At 28.1% G+C, this 19,205-nt stretch carries 13 protein-coding genes; 4 read left to right on the top strand and 9 right to left on the bottom strand.

Annotation, left to right across the window (positions count from 1 at the left end):
• Positions 1 to 2: 2 nt before the first annotated feature.
• The gene (gene cspBA / locus HF520_RS03635; protein WP_168572731.1) at positions 3 to 3,326 is read right to left on the bottom strand and encodes a bifunctional germination protease/germinant receptor pseudoprotease CspBA; all 3,324 of its coding nucleotides are present in this window, start codon (positions 3,324 to 3,326) and stop codon (positions 3 to 5) included.
• Between the two features lie 178 nt (positions 3,327 to 3,504).
• On the opposite strand from cspBA, the gene HF520_RS03630 reads away from it, so the two are divergent.
• Positions 3,505 to 4,596, top strand: a complete 1,092-nt coding sequence (locus HF520_RS03630) for an AI-2E family transporter (RefSeq protein WP_168572730.1) — start codon at positions 3,505 to 3,507, stop codon at positions 4,594 to 4,596.
• Positions 4,597 to 4,699: 103 nt separating this feature from the next.
• Here HF520_RS03630 and HF520_RS03625 read toward each other — a convergent pair whose 3' ends face one another.
• Together HF520_RS03625 and HF520_RS03620 are read right to left on the bottom strand one after the other, a co-directional pair.
• Positions 4,700 to 6,331, bottom strand: coding sequence for an amidohydrolase (locus HF520_RS03625; RefSeq protein ID WP_168572729.1), 1,632 nt, complete (start codon positions 6,329 to 6,331; stop codon positions 4,700 to 4,702).
• A gap of 145 nt (positions 6,332 to 6,476) precedes the next feature.
• Positions 6,477 to 7,991 (bottom strand): hypothetical protein, encoded by a 1,515-nt coding sequence (locus HF520_RS03620; RefSeq protein WP_168572728.1) that lies wholly within the window; start codon positions 7,989 to 7,991, stop codon positions 6,477 to 6,479.
• Positions 7,992 to 8,266: 275 nt separating this feature from the next.
• Between HF520_RS03620 and HF520_RS03615 the strand changes: the two genes are divergently transcribed.
• The gene (locus tag HF520_RS03615; RefSeq protein ID WP_168572727.1) at positions 8,267 to 9,577 is read left to right on the top strand and encodes a conjugated bile salt MFS transporter; all 1,311 of its coding nucleotides are present in this window, start codon (positions 8,267 to 8,269) and stop codon (positions 9,575 to 9,577) included.
• Between the two features lie 67 nt (positions 9,578 to 9,644).
• Here HF520_RS03615 and eam read toward each other — a convergent pair whose 3' ends face one another.
• The 3 genes from eam to HF520_RS03600 form a co-directional block, all read right to left on the bottom strand.
• A complete protein-coding gene (gene eam / locus HF520_RS03610; RefSeq protein WP_168572726.1) occupies positions 9,645 to 10,991 on the bottom strand; it encodes a glutamate 2,3-aminomutase in 1,347 nt (448 codons plus the stop codon).
• Between the two features lie 114 nt (positions 10,992 to 11,105).
• Entirely contained in the window at positions 11,106 to 11,312 is a 207-nt protein-coding gene (locus HF520_RS03605) for a hypothetical protein (RefSeq protein ID WP_168572725.1), read from the bottom strand.
• A 240-nt stretch (positions 11,313 to 11,552) separates the two neighbouring features.
• The gene (locus HF520_RS03600; RefSeq protein ID WP_168572724.1) at positions 11,553 to 13,103 is read right to left on the bottom strand and encodes an Ig-like domain-containing protein; all 1,551 of its coding nucleotides are present in this window, start codon (positions 13,101 to 13,103) and stop codon (positions 11,553 to 11,555) included.
• A gap of 243 nt (positions 13,104 to 13,346) precedes the next feature.
• Here HF520_RS03600 and HF520_RS03595 point away from each other — a divergent pair, with 243 nt between their 5' ends.
• Entirely contained in the window at positions 13,347 to 14,903 is a 1,557-nt protein-coding gene (locus tag HF520_RS03595; protein WP_168572723.1) for a nitrite/sulfite reductase, read from the top strand.
• Positions 14,904 to 15,185: 282 nt separating this feature from the next.
• Here HF520_RS03595 and HF520_RS03590 read toward each other — a convergent pair whose 3' ends face one another.
• The 3 genes from HF520_RS03590 to HF520_RS03580 form a co-directional block, all read right to left on the bottom strand.
• Positions 15,186 to 15,530 (bottom strand): cupin domain-containing protein, encoded by a 345-nt coding sequence (locus tag HF520_RS03590; protein WP_168572722.1) that lies wholly within the window; start codon positions 15,528 to 15,530, stop codon positions 15,186 to 15,188.
• A 131-nt stretch (positions 15,531 to 15,661) separates the two neighbouring features.
• Positions 15,662 to 16,744: a peptidylprolyl isomerase gene (locus tag HF520_RS03585; protein ID WP_168572721.1), complete on the bottom strand. Its 1,083-nt coding sequence runs from the start codon at positions 16,742 to 16,744 to the stop codon at positions 15,662 to 15,664.
• 110 nt (positions 16,745 to 16,854) lie between these two features.
• The gene (locus HF520_RS03580) at positions 16,855 to 17,715 is read right to left on the bottom strand and encodes an NUMOD1 domain-containing DNA-binding protein (RefSeq protein WP_168572720.1); all 861 of its coding nucleotides are present in this window, start codon (positions 17,713 to 17,715) and stop codon (positions 16,855 to 16,857) included.
• Positions 17,716 to 17,919: 204 nt separating this feature from the next.
• Here HF520_RS03580 and HF520_RS03575 point away from each other — a divergent pair, with 204 nt between their 5' ends.
• A complete protein-coding gene (locus HF520_RS03575) occupies positions 17,920 to 19,179 on the top strand; it encodes an NAD(P)-dependent oxidoreductase (RefSeq protein ID WP_168572719.1) in 1,260 nt (419 codons plus the stop codon).
• Positions 19,180 to 19,205 lie beyond the last annotated feature (26 nt).

The following is a 19,205-nucleotide window of genomic DNA, read 5'->3' as shown; positions in this document are numbered from 1 at the left end:
CCTTATCTAAATATATCAAATGTATTTTTTATATTTAGTACCCCATACCCAGAGTTATTATTTGGATACTCTTGATCTTCTTCTCTTACTGCTCCTACTCTGAATAATGTTCTTAGCTTTTGGACAAATACTTTATTAGGATAGTTGTTATCTACAAGTAAGTATTCTATGAATATTGCTGCACATCCAGCTGTATAGCTTACACTAGGAGACGTACCTGTTATCATTCCATAACCACCTCCAGGATATGGACCTATAATATTTACACCTGGAGCTATAAAGTCAGGCTTTAATGATTCCTGTATTGTCGGTCCTCTAGAAGAACCTGGCCATAAACTTCTATTTATACTATCATAAGCTCCTACTGTTATAGTATCATTGTATGTTGCAGGATAGTTTATAGTACTTGATGGATTTGAATTTCTAAACTTAGTATCTGGGTTTAAAAATTCTCTATTCGGCAAATATGCATTGTATATTCCATTAGTTATATAATCCCCAGTTAACCTAATTTTCCATATGCCTCTTTTGACATTTATTAAATTTACTATAGTTTGCTGCTGTCCAGAGAAAGTGGTTGGATATACATATGTTATTGAATATAAAGTATCTTCTAAGTCAAATTTACCGGTAATAATATTAAAATCACTAACTTCTAACTCTTTGCTTATTTCTCCAGTAGGACTTATAATAGAAACTCTAGCTGTATCCGGTCTATTCATCCATATTTCTATATCAATATATTCTTCTTCATCAGTTATTTCAAGTTCTAACTCCTTTATATAACCTTTATTTAATAGTTTTCCACTAGTATGAGTTTGAGTATTTCCTTCATCTCCTGCTGCCGATATTATACAAAGTCCTCTAATATAAAAAGCTAGATTAGTTAGATTTCTTGTCGTAATACCAACCAAGCTATTTGAACCAGTATACTCGTTTATTATTAATGGTCTATTTAAATTAAAAGCTTTTTCATATGCATATTGACCTGCAATATAACTCATAGCATTATTATAATAACCATTTATTTTTCCTAATTTTACAACTATAAGTTCAGCATCTTCTGCAACACCCGCATAATCTTTATTTACATTACCAAGCCCTGCACATATTCCAGATAAAATTGTTCCATACCCTTCATCATCACTTGATAAAGTAGAGTCGTTGTTTGATATTGCTTCATTTATTTGATCTCTAGTATATTCTGTTCCTATATTATATCCATTTGGAGGGCTTCCGTCTTTTGTTTGATCCCATAAATAAACTATTTTAGACGTTCCATCTGGATATATAAAATCTGGATGCAAGTAATCTATACCTGATGCTATTATAGCTATAAGAACTCCTTTACCGCTTAGCGTTAAGTTAGGATTGTTTTTAAAAAAATTAACTCCAATTTCTTCATTTGCATTAACTCCATTTGTAGTTCCTTGAGATATTTTTCCGAATAAATCAAGCCTAATTAAAGGTTCTACTCTAACTATTTGAGAAATTGATCCTATTGCTCTAATTTTTTCTGCTGTAATATTATTAAAGTATACTACACCAAAATTTTCACTTAATTTATAAAACTCGTCTTCTGGAGCTACTTTTTTTAGTTCTTCTTCAAATCCATTTGTAAATTCTACATTCATTCCATTTAGGTTTAGTGGAGCTCTAGAATAATTTATACTTCTATCAAAACTGTCATTATATTTTTTCTTTTTTCTTTTTTTCCTAATAAATTCTAATTCATTATTCATATTTGCCATTTGATCCAGTTCTAATGTAGCTAGATCTAGTAAACCGTATCCTCGTAAGTTATCTGGATAACTTATGTATTCTGATCTTTTTGCAGATTTGAGAAGATAAGCTTTTATTTTCGCTGAATACATATATGGATCATTACCATCTACAACCCCCCACTGCATAAGTAGTGAGCATACACCACTTACATGCGGAGTCGCCATACTAGTTCCCGTTAGTGCACCTTCATTTCCCCCTGGAAGATAAGATAATATATCTTCTCCTGGTGCTAATATATCTGGCTTTAATGCACATCGTCTATAATCCCCTTCTCCTGAAAAAACAGATGCAATATCTGTTCTTGAATTATAACTTCCTACGGTAATAACTCTTCTAGAAGTACCAGGTACAGTAACGGTAAGCTCAGTAGTTGGTTCTAAGAATCTAGTGTCCCTACTTAGACCTTCAGATGTAGGTAAATATATATCTATATTACCTTCAACTATTTGTATCGGAATAAAAACTATCTTCCAGATTCCTGGAGTGATATAAGTGTCGGTTGTTAATTGAAATGTAATTCTTCTTTGTATAGAGTATGGAGCTATAGGAAAAAAGTATCCCTTTATCCTTGTACTACCTATAGAGTTCCTTATTTCTCCTGAAGTCAAAGAAATAGCTTGAGTTTTTTGGTTTGATGGGTTCACCAAGTAAACATTAAAATCATCTGCAAAGTTCGGCCATATGTTTATATTTATTATTCTTTCATTTTCCCCTATAGTAAACTCAACCTCTTCTGTTCTATTTTCGAGCTTTATATTTTTATGTCCGCCTTTATCTCTGTTATTTCCAGCAGCTACTGATATATTATTTTTCCAAAACAAACACATATCGTCTATATACTGTTCAAATAAAGATAAACCTCTATGAGAACCCTCATTACTACCATAACTAATATTTATAGATACAGGCATTTTTAACTCTAAAGCTTTGTCTAGTATAAATTTTATAGCTCTCATAAATTCTGTACTTCTTGAATAATTGTCTACAGTTCTACTTCCTACTTTAACAACTATTAAATTGGCTTCATTTGCAATTTGAGCTGCAATACTAGCAACGTGTGTTCCATGAAAGTTAGTTAGTGATATCGGTATACTTTTATTTTCCATTGCATTATTTATATCTTCATTAGTATATAATGTTCCCTCTTTAAATCCATCTGGTGGATTGCCTGGTATGTCTTGTATCCAATAGTAAAGTATCTTAGACCTTCCATTACTATCTTTAAAAACAGGTAATGTATAGTCTATTCCCGAATCTATTAGGCCTAACAAGGTTCCTTTACCTGTTAATCCACTTCTATTTTTAAAAGATGTTATTCCTGTACTTGAAAAACTTTGAGTATCTTGTGTTTCTAATATAAACGGCTTTTCTACATACTCAATTTGAGAATATGAAAGTAAGTTTCTAATCTTATTTTCGTCATCAGTAGTTATTATTGCATATACAGGACTTAAAATTTCTACACTCACTCCTAATTCATCCTCTAATGCTAATATATCACCATTATACTTAACTACTACTTCATACTCGATGATATTCACCTCCAAATATTCTATTTTAACTTTATATATACTTATACATATTATTGAGGTTTTCTAAAATTTGTTAAAATTTATTAAATATATGTGTATCTATAATAAATTTATTGTATAATACTACTATTAATTATATTGATATGAAGTAAGTATATATGACTAAAACTAAAAAGGATGTGTTATTTTGAAAGATAAAAAGATTTATTTTAATATTGTATTGACAGTAGTTGTTTCTTATATTCTTATAAAGCTCATTGATAACTACAATTACTTTTTTGATGTAATTACTTTACTTTTATCATTGCTTACACCATTTGTAATAGCATTTATATTGGCATATATACTAAATCCAATTGTTAACTTATTAGAAAAAAAACTAAAGATTAAAAGAATTTTTTCATTATTTATTACATATGGATTTTTTGTATTACTTTTAGGAGCATCTATCCTTTTTACAGTGCCCTCTATTGTTAGTAGCTTAGCTGATATAGTAAATCAATTACCAGTATATGCAACTCAAACTCAAGAGTTTTTAATTAGTTTTGTAGAGAGCTTAAAACATGTAGACCCTAATACTTTAAAAGATGTTGCTAACAAAACAATGGCCGCTATGCCTGAATTTAGTAATATATTTATAGGATATATTGGAAATATATTTAACACTACATTTTCAATAGGTAAATTTATAGTTCAACTTGGACTTGCCTTCATAATATGCTTCTATATTTTGTTAGAAAAAGAAAGCTTTATAACATTTTCTAAAAAGTTAGTTTATATTTTGCTAGGTGAAAAATTTGGTAAATTTACTTTAGATGTGTGCAGTACTTTAAACTCTAATATAGGTAAATATTTCTCTGGTAAGATACTAGACTCTGCTATAGTTGGTATTTTATCTGCTATAGGTCTTTATTTTGTAGGATCTAAATATGCATTATTATTCGGTACTTTAGTTGGTTTTATGAATTTAATACCGTACTTTGGACCTGTAATAGGTATGGCACCTGTAGTTATAATAAATCTATTCTACAGTCCTAAAATAGCTTTATTCTCTCTAATATATCTAATATTAGTTCAGCAATTAGAGGTGGCTATTATTGAACCTAAGATTGTTGGTGGTCAACTTGGACTTAGTCCATTTTTAACAATACTAGCAGTTACTATAGGTGGTGGATTCTTCGGAATTCCAGGTATGATTTTATCAGTTCCAATTATGGGAGTTCTTAAAATATACATTGTTGAATTCATAGATTCTAAACAAATAAATTTAAATAACTAAATAAATATTATAAATAACTAAATGGCTATTTCTAAATTAGAAATAGCCATTTTCAATATATAATTATATATTAATCTAATTTGATATTTTAATAATTTTTAGTTTACTTCTTAAATATTGTTTTACCTTCTTTTATAGTTTCTAAAACTTGAATAGTTTCTAACTCTTCAACAGGTATAGTTAAAGGGTTTTTATCAACTATAACTAAATCTGCTAATTTACCAACTTCTAGAGATCCTTTTATATCTTCTTCAAAGTATTGATAAGCACCATTTATAGTAACTGCCTTTATTGCTTCTATTACAGGTATTCTTTGATGTTCTCCTAAAACCCTACCTGATTCTGTTTTTCTATTTACTGCATTATGTATACCTAATATTTGATTAGGGAATTTAACTGGTGGGTCTTGATGTAAAGTAAATTTTATACCTTCTTCTAATGCCCAGCCAATTGGAGATATATTTTGTGCTCTTTCAGGACCAAATACTTCATCATGATGTAAATCACCCCAGAATCTTACATGATCATTAAAGAATGTAGGTATAGCACCTATTTCTTTTACATCTTTTAATTGATCTTTTCTTAATGCTTGACAGTGAACCATTACTGGTCTTAAATCAGCTTTGCTTCCTGTTATTTCTAAAGCTTTTTTATAACATCTTAAGAATTGAGCACATGCTTCATCTCCATTTACATGAGTATGAACTTGTATATTTAAATTTATGCAATCTACAAAATATTGAGTAACAACTTCATCGCTTTGAGTTCCATATCCACAATAATCAGAATCAAATCCTTCTGGAACAACATGATATGGTTTGCTTAACCATGCTGTAAATCCTTGAGGTGAACCATCTAGCCAAGTTTTTCCTCCAGCTAATTTATAATGATTCTTATACTCTCTTTTTGGAGTTCCTTCATTTGTCATTAATTGAGTTGTTACAGGTTGAGTTGCTAAACCAACTATATCTATAATTAACTTTCCAGTATTAGCACAAGTATCTAGTATATGAGTATACCCATTTGATAATTCAACAGATGCATCTTGAGTAGTAGTTATCCCTAAAGATGCGTATACCTTTTGTACTCTTTCAACAGCTCTTAAAACATCTTCAAATCCTGGAGATATTACAACTTTCTTCTTTTCACTATCTAATATAGCATTTTCCTCTAGCACTCCATTTGGTTCTTTAGAGTCTGGAGATACAGTTCTTACTACTCCACCTTCTGGAACTACATAATCATCACCAACATATCCATATAACTCTAATGCCTTAGAATTAACACATGCTAAGTGTCCAGATGCATGCGAAACTGTTATAGGTACTTCTTTGCTTACTGAATCTAAGTCAAATTTAGTAGGATGTTGACCATCTTCAAATTTAGTATTATCATATCCAAATCCTATTAACCACTTATCACCTTGTGGTGGATTTTCATTTAATTCTTTCTTTAACCTTTCAACTAACTCTTCTCTTGATGTAACATCAGATAAAGTTACAATCATTAAAGTTTGAGCTGTTGCTACTACATGCCCATGTGGATCTATAAATCCTGGAAGTATAGTTTTACCACAAAGGTCTACCTTTTCAGTTGATTCATCACATTTAGAAAGTATTTCTTCATTAGTCCCTAACGCTTTTATTAAACCGTTTTCAATTAAGATAGCTTCTTTTACAGATTCTTCTTTATCTACGGTAATAATATTTCCATTAAAATAAATTTTTCTATCCATTATTCTGTCTCCTTTGTGATTGTATCTATATTTAAAGTACAATTATAGATTATATATTTTATAAAAATAAGTCAATGGATTAATAATATATATCATCAAATACTTTCAATAAATTCAAATACATCTTGAATAATTCATATTAGTTCTAATTTAAATTTGTTTTAAAATTGCCACTTATAATTTTTGAGTAAACTAAAGCTTTTTGTAGTCTTTCTAATATTTCTTCTTTGTCATCAATAACTATATCTTTTCTATTTTCCCATACATCATCAAAAAATTTATCACAAATATTTTTAAACTCATGATCATTTAAGATTGCATAATCATTTTTATTATTTTCAGGATGTATAGGTATTAATTTTAAACTTTTTGATAAATATAACGATGGATCTGCACTATCCTTAAAGTCATCTACAAAACTACCGTCTAATAATTTTAATTCAACAACATCTGATTCTAATATTAGTTTTTCAATATATTTTAAATGTCTTTCTCTTTGCTCAAAGGTTAAAGTAACAGGATTATTAAAGAAATTAAGTTCTCCTGATGATATATATCTCTTTAGCTCTGATGCATAAATTAAAACCTTCAGTTTTGATGAATAGGTTACACTTTGTAAAAACATATTTATATTTTTTAATTCATCTAATAACTCTACATTATCACCAAATACAGTTTTAGAAACTTCTTCAAATAAGTCAAAAGGCATAAGCAACTCGTTCATAGCTCCGATTAGCCATCTCAAATCCTGTCCCATAATATACTGTATGTAGATCTTTTCTTTTATTAAATCTATAGAACTTGCTTTTTTAACTAGTAATTTCCCTTGATTTTTGAATAACTCCTCTAGGTTGTAATACATTTCGTCTATAGTTTTCTTTTCCTTTGACATACTTGTAAACAAACATCTCTTATCTCTTGTATAAACTGCACTATGAAAAATCCTATTTTTTATAACTGCTACAATAGAATTTGAATCTATATTACAATTATAAACTTCAAAGTCCATGCACGCATGCAGTGCTATCATATTTATTATTAAAATAGTATTAATTATTATATCATCTTCATTACCTTCAAATCCTATTATTAACTTTATTTTCACTTTACTTTGATCTTCTAGCTGAGCTAATTCTGACTTCATAAGTGCTATTGACATTTTATCATTTGGATTTATTTTATATAAATTTGCACATATTATCATATCTAAATCATTGCATTTAGTTATAAATGATTCAAAATCCTTCGATAAATATTGCTTTCTCAATCTAGGATTAATATGAATCATACCATTGTAATTATCTTCCCAATGAGTACTTTTATATATATTAGGTAAGCTTTTTTGTGCTGTCTCCATATATGATTCTTTTAAGTTTTCTTCTAAGTACTGTATTAAAACCTCATCATTATTTATGTTTGCATCTATTTCAAAATAATTTTTAAGATCTTGCATTGAAGTAGATGTAAGAGAGTTAACTATAAACTCAGCTGTAGATTTACATATATTTGATATACTTTTTTGAGTTGGTAAATTTTTACCATTAATCCATTTGCTAATATATGAAATATCATATCCTAATGATTTAGCTAGAGTACTTTTCTTTTGATTTGATAAATACAATAACTTTTCTAATAACTGTCCAAATGTCATATTTTTCATTTGAATTCCTCCATATGTCTCTATTTTATATTAATAATACTATATCTTACTTAGAATTGCATATTCTAAGTATATGGTATTTTTTGTTTGATACTTTCTTGAATATATTGAATTTTTTTGTTATTTTTTTCAAATCAAGTCCAACTCATGCAAAATCAAGATTATTTTTTCAGTTTTATCCATGTTAATATTTAAGTTGCTTATTAATCTTATTTTAATAAGATTAATAAGGTTTAATTCATACTAAACAATTAAATAAAAGGAGAACTTATAAAATGACTACTTTAAACAAAGACAAAAAGTCAAAATTCGCTACAGGGTGGCTTATAGTAGTTGCGTGTATGCTTATACAGGCAATTCCATTTGGTGTTGCATCTAACATACAGCCACAGTTCGTAAGTTACGTTGTAGAAGAAAATGGATTTACACTAGCTGGATTTTCGCTAATATTTACATTAGGTACTGTTGTATCTGCAATAGCATCTCCATTTATAGGAATGATGTATAACAAGATAAACCTAAAAACAATGTATTTATTAGGAACAATTCTTTCAGGTGGAGGATTCTTAGCATTCTCTATGTGTAAAGAGTTATGGCAATTCTATTTAGTTGCTGGCGTTGTTCAAGTTGGTACAGCTGCAATATCTTCAATAGGTGTACCTCTACTTATAAATGGGTGGTTTGATGAGTTATCAAAAGGAAAAGCTATGGGTCTTGCATTTGCAGGTGGTTCTATAGGTAATATATTCCTTCAACAAATGACAGCTTTCTCGTTAGCTAATAATGGTGCATCTAAATCTTACTTAATGTTTGGTTTACTTTCATTAGCTGTTGGTATACCTGTTACATTATTATTCTTAAGAATGCCTAAAGATAGTTCTGAAATAGTTAAGGGTAAGAAAAAAGAAGGTGAAGTTAAAGCTAAAGCTGAGTCTAACGATGTAGATTGGGGATATTCTTTAAAAGAAGCTAAGAGCTTAAAATTCTTCTGGGTATTTGCCCTAGGATTATTCTTCTTAGGAATGTACGTTTCTGCATTAGCAGTTCAATATCCAGCTTACTTAAAGTTACACTTAAAATTAGATCCTATGATAGTTGGTATGGTTGGTTCTATATTTGCTTTATGTTCATTAGGCGGAAACTTATTTGGTGGTATAATATTTGATAAATTAGGTATTACTAAAGGACTTATGGTTGCTGCAGTATTAGCTGCTGCATCTTGTTTAGCATTAATATTCTCTGGTCAAATGCCTATACTTGCACAAGTATTCGCTGCACTAAAAGGATTATCTGTTTTTGCATACATGATGGGACCATCTTTACTAACAGGTTCATTCTTCGGCAAAAAAGAATTCGGTGCTATACTTGGTGTTGTTCAAATATTCTTCGCTGTAGGATTCGCAGCAGGTTCTTCAGTATTCGCTTTATTAGTTGATAAAGCTGGTTACGGAGCTGCTTGGACAACTATATTAGTATTCATAGGAATATGTTATGCTTCATTAATAGTTGCATCTATAGGAATGAGTAAGTTAAACAAAAAAAGAATCGAAAATATGCAAAATTCTAACTTAAAAGAAGCTATGTAATATTAACTTTAGAATTTTCTTATTTATAAATTTAAAAGCGATGAGTTTTCTCATCGCTTTTTCTATATTAATAACTTGGAATTAATTCACACTCTAAATCTTTTAAATATACTTCTTTATCTTCTAAACTTTTTAATTTCTCATTTTCTTCCTTAAATGAGTTTGTTATTAAAGCTTTTATATCTACTGCTGGCTTATCTTCAACTTTTACAACTTCTCCTTCCCACGTTCTTATCATAATATAATCAGTTCCTTTTGATATTAGATATTGTGGAAGTAAAGGAGTTTTCCCCTTACCTTTTGGTGCGTTTATTATATATGTTGGTATTGCCATTCCAGAAGTATATCCTCTTAAATATTCCATAATCTCCATACCATCATCAATAGATGTATTAAAGTGTTTAGTTCCTTTTACATGCTTACTATGGAATATATAATACGGCTTTACTCTTATTTTTAATAATTCATGATTTAAACATCTCATAACAAACTTATTATTATTTACTCCATTTAATAAAACAGCTTGATTACCTAATGGTATACCTGCATTTGCTAATTTTTCACAAGCCAATTTTGACTCTTTAGTAATCTCCATTGGATGGTTAAAATGTGTATTTATATATATCGGATGATATTTTTTTAATATATCGCAAAGTTCATCAGTTACCCTTTGAGGCATAGTAACTAGTGTTCTACTCCCTAGTCTTATATAATCAACATGAGGTATTTTTCTTAATTCGCTAATTAACCATTCTAACATATTGTCACTTAAAGTTAATGGATCCCCTCCTGTTATTAATACATCTCTTATTTCTTCATTATCCCTGATATAATCAATTGACTCTTGTAATAACTCTCTAGGTTGATGACAATCTTTTTGACCTATATTTCTTCTTCTCTGACAATGTCTGCAGTACATGGCACATTCATTTGTTACATTTATTATTAATCTATCTGGGTATCTTCTAGTTATGCTTCCTGCTGGATTAGTAAATTCTTCTCCCATTGGATCTAAGTCATTTTGCTCATCGCCTAATTCTACTATAGATGGTATAGACATCAATTTTATAGGGTCCACAATATCATCTGGATTAATTAAACTTAAATAGTATGGAGATATCGCCCATCTAAATTGACCTTCAACCTGTCTTATTTGCTCAATTTCTTTGTCTTTTAATTTTAATATTTTTGATAGTATTTCAACATCTGTAATTCTATTTGATAATTGCCATTTGTAGTCATCCCAATTTTCTTCAGTTCCACCTAAAACACTTAATATAAGCTTTTTTCTCTCACTTATCTCATTTTCCAATTCTAAACCTTTTGGTATTTGTTTTCTAATTTTAATATAATCTTCTATTCTTGATTTTAATTGTGATGCTCTCTCTAGTGAGATTTTTGTGCTTTCATTCATAAAATTATCCCCCCTCTTTAGTAATTCTTTGTATTTTATACCTTGGGATAATTTTAGCACACAACAAATATTTTTCCAACAAATATCAAAGAATCATATCAAAAATCACATAATCTAAGTATTTTCATCAATTTTTTTACTTAATCTTCCCATCATATTTTTAGAAAAATTAGATATATCATCAGGAACACACATAGATTCTGCTAATAAAACATAAATCTCTATTGCTCTTTTATAATCTCTTTTTCCTGTATAAGCTTTATAAGCTTCTTGTGATAATTCTTTTGATGCAATGCTTATTCTATCAAATCTTCTTTTCAATTTTCATCTCTCCTAAATAATAGTATTCTTATTAAGAATTTTATTATTTTTAAATTAAACATATTACAAATACAAACTAAAGAAGATGTAAATAAAAATTTTGCATTGCTTATATCATAACGACCATATCCATTACTCTGTTTTAATTAATTAACATTATAAAAAAATCAGATTAAAATACTAAAATATTATAGTATTTTAATCTGACTTTATAATTTTCCTTTTCATATAAACTCAATATTATTTAAAAGCTTTTACATCACTTCTCGCAACTTCTTTTCCATCCTTTATAGCAAATACATAAATCTCTAAATTAACTTCATCTTCATTTAAATCAATGATATAGTTAGTTTCACTTAAATCTTCTCCAACTAGCATAAATTCTTGATTTCCTTTAGATATATCTTTTACATAAACATTATATTTACAATTGTCTATAGAATTCCAAGATAGAATTATTCTTTTATTCTCTGTATCTAAAGATGCAGAAACATTTAAATCATCATTTTCTTCTAATTCTGTAGAATGTTGTATGTTTACTAAGTTACTAGCATCTGTATTTCCATTATCAGTAACTCCCACAACATAGAAATCTAAATTTATACCTTTCAAATCTCCTATATCTAACTCTATAGTAGTTTTTATTTTATTTTGACTATCTAAATCTATTTTGTCCATTAATATAGACTCAACTACTTTATAATTAGTATCTCCTAAAGAATTATTTCTCATATATATATCATATTTGTATATGTCTTTTAAACTACTCCAAGTTAGATTTATTACTATCCTATTATCAATTATTTCATATTTTGAAATTAAATCATCAATTAATTGATTTAATAGAGATTCCTTAATCACTTTAACTGTTACAATTTGTGATTTTTTATTTTCTCCAATTCCGCAAGAAACTAAAACTTTCTCTTCACCTTCTCTAAGACCGACTACATTACCATTTCTATCTAGTCTTATTGCTCTTTCTATTGGTAGTTTAGATTCAACTAGTTGATATTCTACAGGAGGGTGTTTTAATCCATTTGGACTTGTTATAATTTTAGGATCTATTTTTTTTGAAGCTCCGACTTCAACTTCTATAGACTTATCTACATCTAAACTTGCTACTTTAGCATTTATTTTATATCTAATAGAGTCTACTTTATCTCCTGATTTAGCATATATTGTTGCACTTCCAACTCCAATGGCTTTTACCTCATTGCCTACAATTCTTAATACACTTTCATCAGAACTTTCATATGTTACTTCATAATCATCTTTAAACCTTTTAAAATCTACTTCTATGACACTATCTAATTTAGCACTATCTCCAACAAAAACTAAATCTCTATCTATATTTAGATCTAAATTTTCTACTTTCGGGTCAACAACTAATACTGTAGCTTTCTTAATTACACGTGAGTTTTTTACTACTGCTATAGACGAATATCCTTCTTTCAATCCTATCATTGTTGCAGTATTTTTTTCTTTAGAATCATTATCTATTATTTGTATTACCTTACTATCATCCAATACTCTAAATTTTATATCTGGATTTTTTGCATACTTAGGTATTTTTATATAATCTCCGCTTGATAAAGTAACTTCTTCTCCTAATCTTATTACATACTTGTCTATATCTTGTATGTATTCTCCATTAATAATATTAATATCAACACCTTTTATCATTGGCTTTAGGATACCAAATTTAAAAAGGTAGTACTGAGACACAAGTAATAGAGGAATTAGAAATATTATAGTCAATTTTTTTATTTTATCTTTATCACTTATCCTCACAAATTCACTTCCTTTAGTTATCGTTATATTTGTTACCCTAAGTAACCTAATTTCAATATTGCCTTTTATTAATTATAAACCATAAAATAGAAAGTTAAAACAAAATCACATTACTTTATATATAAATTATAACACTATTTTTATACATTAAAAATTATTTTAGCTTTGATTCATATGATTATTATATTTATCCCTTATAAAGTCAATAATATATTTAAATAAATACATTATTGAGGTGCAAATATGACAAACTTAAAAGAAACTTTGTTAAATGAAATACCTAATTTTAAAGATTTTTCATTAAAATTTTATAATGGTGAAATATCCAAAATGGAATACAAAAGATTTTCTGGAGCATATGGAGTTTATGCTCAAAGAGATCAAAAATCTTTTATGATAAGATTGAGAGTATCTTCCGGTGTTCTATCTCGTTCTCAACTTCATACAATCTATCAATTGGCAAATAAGCATAATATAAGCCACATTCATTTTACAACTAGACAAGCTATACAACTTCATGGTATAAATGTTGAATCGGTTTGCGATATTATGGAACAAGGAATAAAAAATAATATATTTACTAGAGGTGGCGGAGGAAATTTCCCTAGAAATGTTGGTTTATCTCCTCTATCAGGAGTTGACCCAGATGAAGCATTTGATGTAGCTCCTTATTCAATAGCTACAGACAATCACTTTATGAGTAAAATTACAACTTACCATTTACCTAGAAAATTAAAAGTATCTTATTCTAGTTGCAGTTCTGATACTGCACATTGTACCGTTCAAGATTTAGGATTTATCGCTACACTTAAAAATAATGAACCTTATTTTAAAGTCTTTGTAGGTGGTGGACTAGGTCAAAATCCAGCTGTTGCTTTAGAACTTGACGAACTTGTAAAGCCATCTGATGTACTTTACTATGTTGAGGGTCTTACTAAAATGTATATGGAGTATGGTGACTATAAAAACCATGGTAGAGCAAGAGTTAGATATATGGTTAGTAATTTAGGAGAAAATGAATTCTTAAGAATATTTAAAGATTTTGTAGCTAAAGAAAAAGAAAAAGGTGGACTTGATCTTAATCCTGATCCAATAATATATGATGAAGGTGGTCCTGAAATAGACTTACGTCATCCTAGATTAATAAAACAAAAACAAGCAGGTCGATACAGTGTATATATACATCCAATAGGAGGAATTTTGCCTCTTAAAGATTTAAAAGCTTTATTATACGAATTAGATAAATGTAAAAATCCTATGATGAGATTAGCTATGACAGAAGGACTATATGTTATAAATCTTGATGGGAATGAAGCTAAAAAAATACTTGAAGCTACCGAATCTATGAGTGGAAATACTAGTATAGAAAAAAGTGTTGCTTGTATAGGTGTTCCACTTTGTCAAATGGGTATTCAAAATAGTCAACAAATGTTACAAGATATAGTATCTTACTTTAGAAAAAATGGTACGGAAGATATTTTAAATGCAATACCAAGAGTTTATATATCTGGTTGTATGAACTCTTGTGCAGTACATCAAATAAGTGCAATAGGATTGACTGGTAAAAAGAAAAAAGTTGATGGTACAGTTACTGATGCGTTTGGAATGTTTGTAAATGGTAATTTCCATCTTGGTGAAACTAGACTTGGTGATTTTGTTGGTGATTTTAAAGCTACTGATTTACCAAAGGTATTATTTGAAATAGGGACAGCAGTAAATAATAGTAAAAAAGACTTTTATACTTGGATAAAAGAAAATAAAAATGAATTAGATGATATAGTATCTAATTACCAAATATAAAAATTATACTCTAATATTTATAATAATTAAATCAAGTTTGGTTAAAATAAAATTACTAGATTTATCTATGTAAAATCAGTACTATATTTTTACTATATCATGATAACCATATAAATGTTACATCACCCACTATAGTATATTATGTACTATAAAAATTAGTTTAATTATTATTTATATCAATGTATATAATAAATGGTCTAGCCTCTATCTAACTAATTATCCTTAATTATACTTAGATAAATCTATTTATATAATGCTCTGGATAACATCCAGAGCATTTATCTATTCATATAAAACTATAGCTAGTACTTCTAAATCACAAACTCCTATATTTTCTAGGTAATGTTTATTTCCATTTGCTGTATAAACAACATCACCCTCATTAACTTGAACTATTTCACCATTATCTAATACTTGTCCAGTTCCTTTTAATATATAATATACTTCAAAATCTTCTGTATGATCATGCATGCCTATAGAATTCCCTCTAGGAATAGTTAATTTAGCAAATAACTTACCCTTTCCTTTTAACTCATCTCCACTAATTATATGTTCTCTCTTTACATTCCCTTTACCATTTCTAAGATTTCCTTCTTCAACTAATAATTCATCTTTTCTTTTTATCATAATAATCAACCCCCTCCTAGAAATATAGTAACACAACTTATATAAGTTTATATTTTATATAGCAATATACTATATAATTTTACCTGATTTAATTCTAAAAAAGGCTAGCTAATTTAGCTAACCCTACTTAATTATTCTTTTATTTCAACTTCATACTTAGATAATACATCATCTAATAATATATTTTGTTTATTATAAGATAGTTGCTCAATTATTGAATCTTTCTTATCATCGAAAGAAGCTTGTTCTTCTCCAGTTTTCTTAATTATATGATAACCATAATCACTTTCTACAACATCATCGTATATTTGATTATTTTTTAGAGAGAACACTGCATTTTCAAAACTCTCTACCAACTCTCCCTTTTGGAAGAATCCTAGATCTCCACCATCTGAGGCTGTTGTATCCTCCGAATATTCTTTAGCTAGACTAGCAAAATCTTCTCCTGACTTAGCTTTTGCTAGTATTTTTTCTGCCTTTTCTTTTGCTTTAGCCTTTTCATCGTCACTTAATTCGTTACCTTCATCATCTGTAGTCTTTATTAATATATGAGAAGCACTAGCTTCTAAAAACTCATCTTTATTTTTATCATAGTAGTTTTTAGCTTCTTCTTCTGTTACATCGGTTACTTCTCCCATGTATTTTACTGCTATAAGTTCTTTCTTTAACTCTTCTTTAAGCTCTTCTTTAGTTAATTTGAATTTTTTTAAATATTCTTTTTCATCCATGCTAAAATCTTGCTCTATGGAACTCATTGTTGTTTCATACTCTGAATTTACTTCATCATCTGTAACTGTAACTTCATTTTCTACCGCATCCATGTACATAGCTTCTACAGTTGTCATATAATCTAACATACTGTATTCATAAGTAGCAATTTCTTCATCCGTTAACTTTGTTTTACCTTGTAAATAAAATAACGGATCCATTTTCTTCTGAAGTTGTTTTCCAGTTATAGATATATCTCCAACAGTTGCATAAACCTTAGTATTTGAATAATTTTTAGCAGTTGCAGGTAATTCTCTTCCTATATTTTTACCAAATCCAAATCCTATTCCTGCAAATATAAATCCTAATAAAGAAAATACTACAAAATTCTTCTTATTATAGCTAAATTTCAATTTTTCTCTTTTTTTCTTAACTTTAGATTTTTGTTCTATATTATCTATTTTAGAATTTAACTGTTTATCCTTTATTTCTTTATCTTCTGACATGATATACCTCCTTAATATTTTATTCCAATACTAGAACTAATATCATATTACATTATTTGAAATCAAAGTGTGTGAATAAAAAGTGAAGGTATTATGAAGTTAATGTGAAGTTAAATGTTCCTTAGACTATATCTTATTTCACATCTCCCAACCTTACTATATCCGTATTTTAATATCTCAGTAATTTCATTTTTATCTTTATTTAAGTACTCTGAGCAACTGGATATAGATTTAAATACTTCTATAACTTCTCCTTTTTGATTTAGTAGTTCTATCTTTTTATTACCGCCTCTTTTAATTATCGCCCCGTACTTTTTAAAATAATCATCATATTCATAATCCATAAACTCAAACTTATAGTGCATTTTTATAGGTTCTATTTTATCACTTGATAAAATATCATTTCTTCTATTTTCTGATACCCTGCTACTAAATATTTTATTATTTAATTCATTAAACAGTTCAATTGGTGTTTTGCTACTATCTAGATATTCACACTCATCTTTAACTACTTCTCCAAGCTCTCTTCTTAAGTAATTAATTGCACCACCTAAGTAGTCTGTATGACCGTACTTTAAGTTTTCTTTTATATATGCTACTGGTATCTTAAGCTTTTTACTACATTCCTTATACGTTTTAAATTCTAAAACTTCTTCATTATATAAGTCTATGGATCTTATTCCTTTTTCTCTTTTTATCTTTATATTATTTATATACTCTTTGTTTTCTCTTAAGAATTCATTTAATTTTTGTTCTGTATCTTCTAGGATATCTACTTTTTCAACTTTTATTTGATTATGTTCTATAATAGAATCTTCTAGTAAATTACATTTGTCAATATCCTTCTCTAAACTGATTTCATCAAATGAAACTTCTTCTATATCTTTACTACTTTGTAAGTAATAATTTTTATTTTTTTCAAATTCTATATCTTTCTTTTTGTTAATTAAGTTAAAAAGTTTCTTAAACAATTACAATTCCTCCTAAGTTCTACTATCTTTTACTATGATGACATATATAATATTACTAAATTATGTATTATTAGTAAACTAAGGTGTAAAAAATAATGGTATACTTATATTCTTTCTTTGTTAAAATTTAAATTAAATTATTTTTTATTTTTTTGGTATAATATAAATAGTTAATTATATATTACTGTATAAAAGGGGGATATTATGAAAAATCTTTTAAATGAAGCTAATAATTGTCTTCTATGTAAAAATGCTAGATGTCAAAAAAATTGTCCAATAAATACTCCTATACCTGATATAATAAAACTTTTTAAAGAAAATAAAATCGAAGAAGCTGGAAAAATTTTATTTGAGAATAATCCGCTATCTGCTATATGTGCAATTGTATGCCCTCATGAGAATCAATGTAGCGGTAATTGTATAAAAGGTATAAAAGGAGAACCTGTTCATTTCTATGAAATAGAAGAGGAGATTTCTAAAAATTATTTAAAAAATATGAAAGTAACAAAACCTAAGTCAAATAATTTAAAGGTTGCTGTAGTAGGTTCTGGTCCTGCTGGTATAACAGTTGCTTTAGATTTAGCTAAAAAAGGTTACGATGTTACTATATTTGAAAAAAACGAAAAAATAGGTGGAGTATTAACTTATGGTATACCAAGCTTTAGATTACCAGAAAGTATAATAAATTTAATTGGACAAAGATTAAAAGAATATGGTGTAAAAATAAAAATAAATTCTTTAGTTGGTCCTGTAGTTACTTTAGACAAGCTATTTGAAGATGGATATAAAGCTATATTTATAGGCACAGGTGTATGGAATCCTAAAAAGTTAAATATAAAAGGTGAAACTTTCGGTCATTGCCATTATGCTATAAATTATCTTAAAAGTCCTCACCTTTATGATTTAGGCCAAAAGGTTGTAGTTATAGGTGCTGGAAATGTTGCAATGGATGCAGCTAGAAGTGCTAAATACTATGGTGCTAAAAAAGTTTATATAACTTATAGACGTGATTTTGAAGATATGACAGCTACAAAGCATGAAATTAATGAGACTAAAAATGAAGGTGTATTATTTAATACATTTAAATCTCCTGTTGAGATTGTGGATGAAGGTATAATACTTGCTGACACTAAAAAAGTGACAAATGAAGATGGCTCTACTTCTCTTATTACAATAGAAAATAGCGAAAAATTATTTGAATGTGATTCTGTATTAATAGCAGTTAGTCAAGAACCTAAAAATAATATAGTTATTAATAATAAAGGTCTAGATGTAAAAAGAGGAGGACTTTTATATACTAATGAGTTTGGTCAAACAACAAGAGAAGGTGTATTTGCTTGTGGAGACGTTGCTCACGGTGCTAGTACAGTAATTGAAGCAGTTGTAGCTGCTAAAAGAATTTCTAAATCAATAGATGAATATATTCAAAATTCTTTAATGGAAGAAATAGAGTTTACATCTTAATACTATAAAAAACTACACTCATAATA

The sequence above is a fragment of the Romboutsia sp. CE17 genome (assembly GCF_012317385.1).
GTDB lineage: Bacteria > Bacillota > Clostridia > Peptostreptococcales > Peptostreptococcaceae > Romboutsia_E.
Note: the sequence above shows the minus strand (reverse complement) of the source record. Positions and strands in the feature narration are given on the sequence as shown.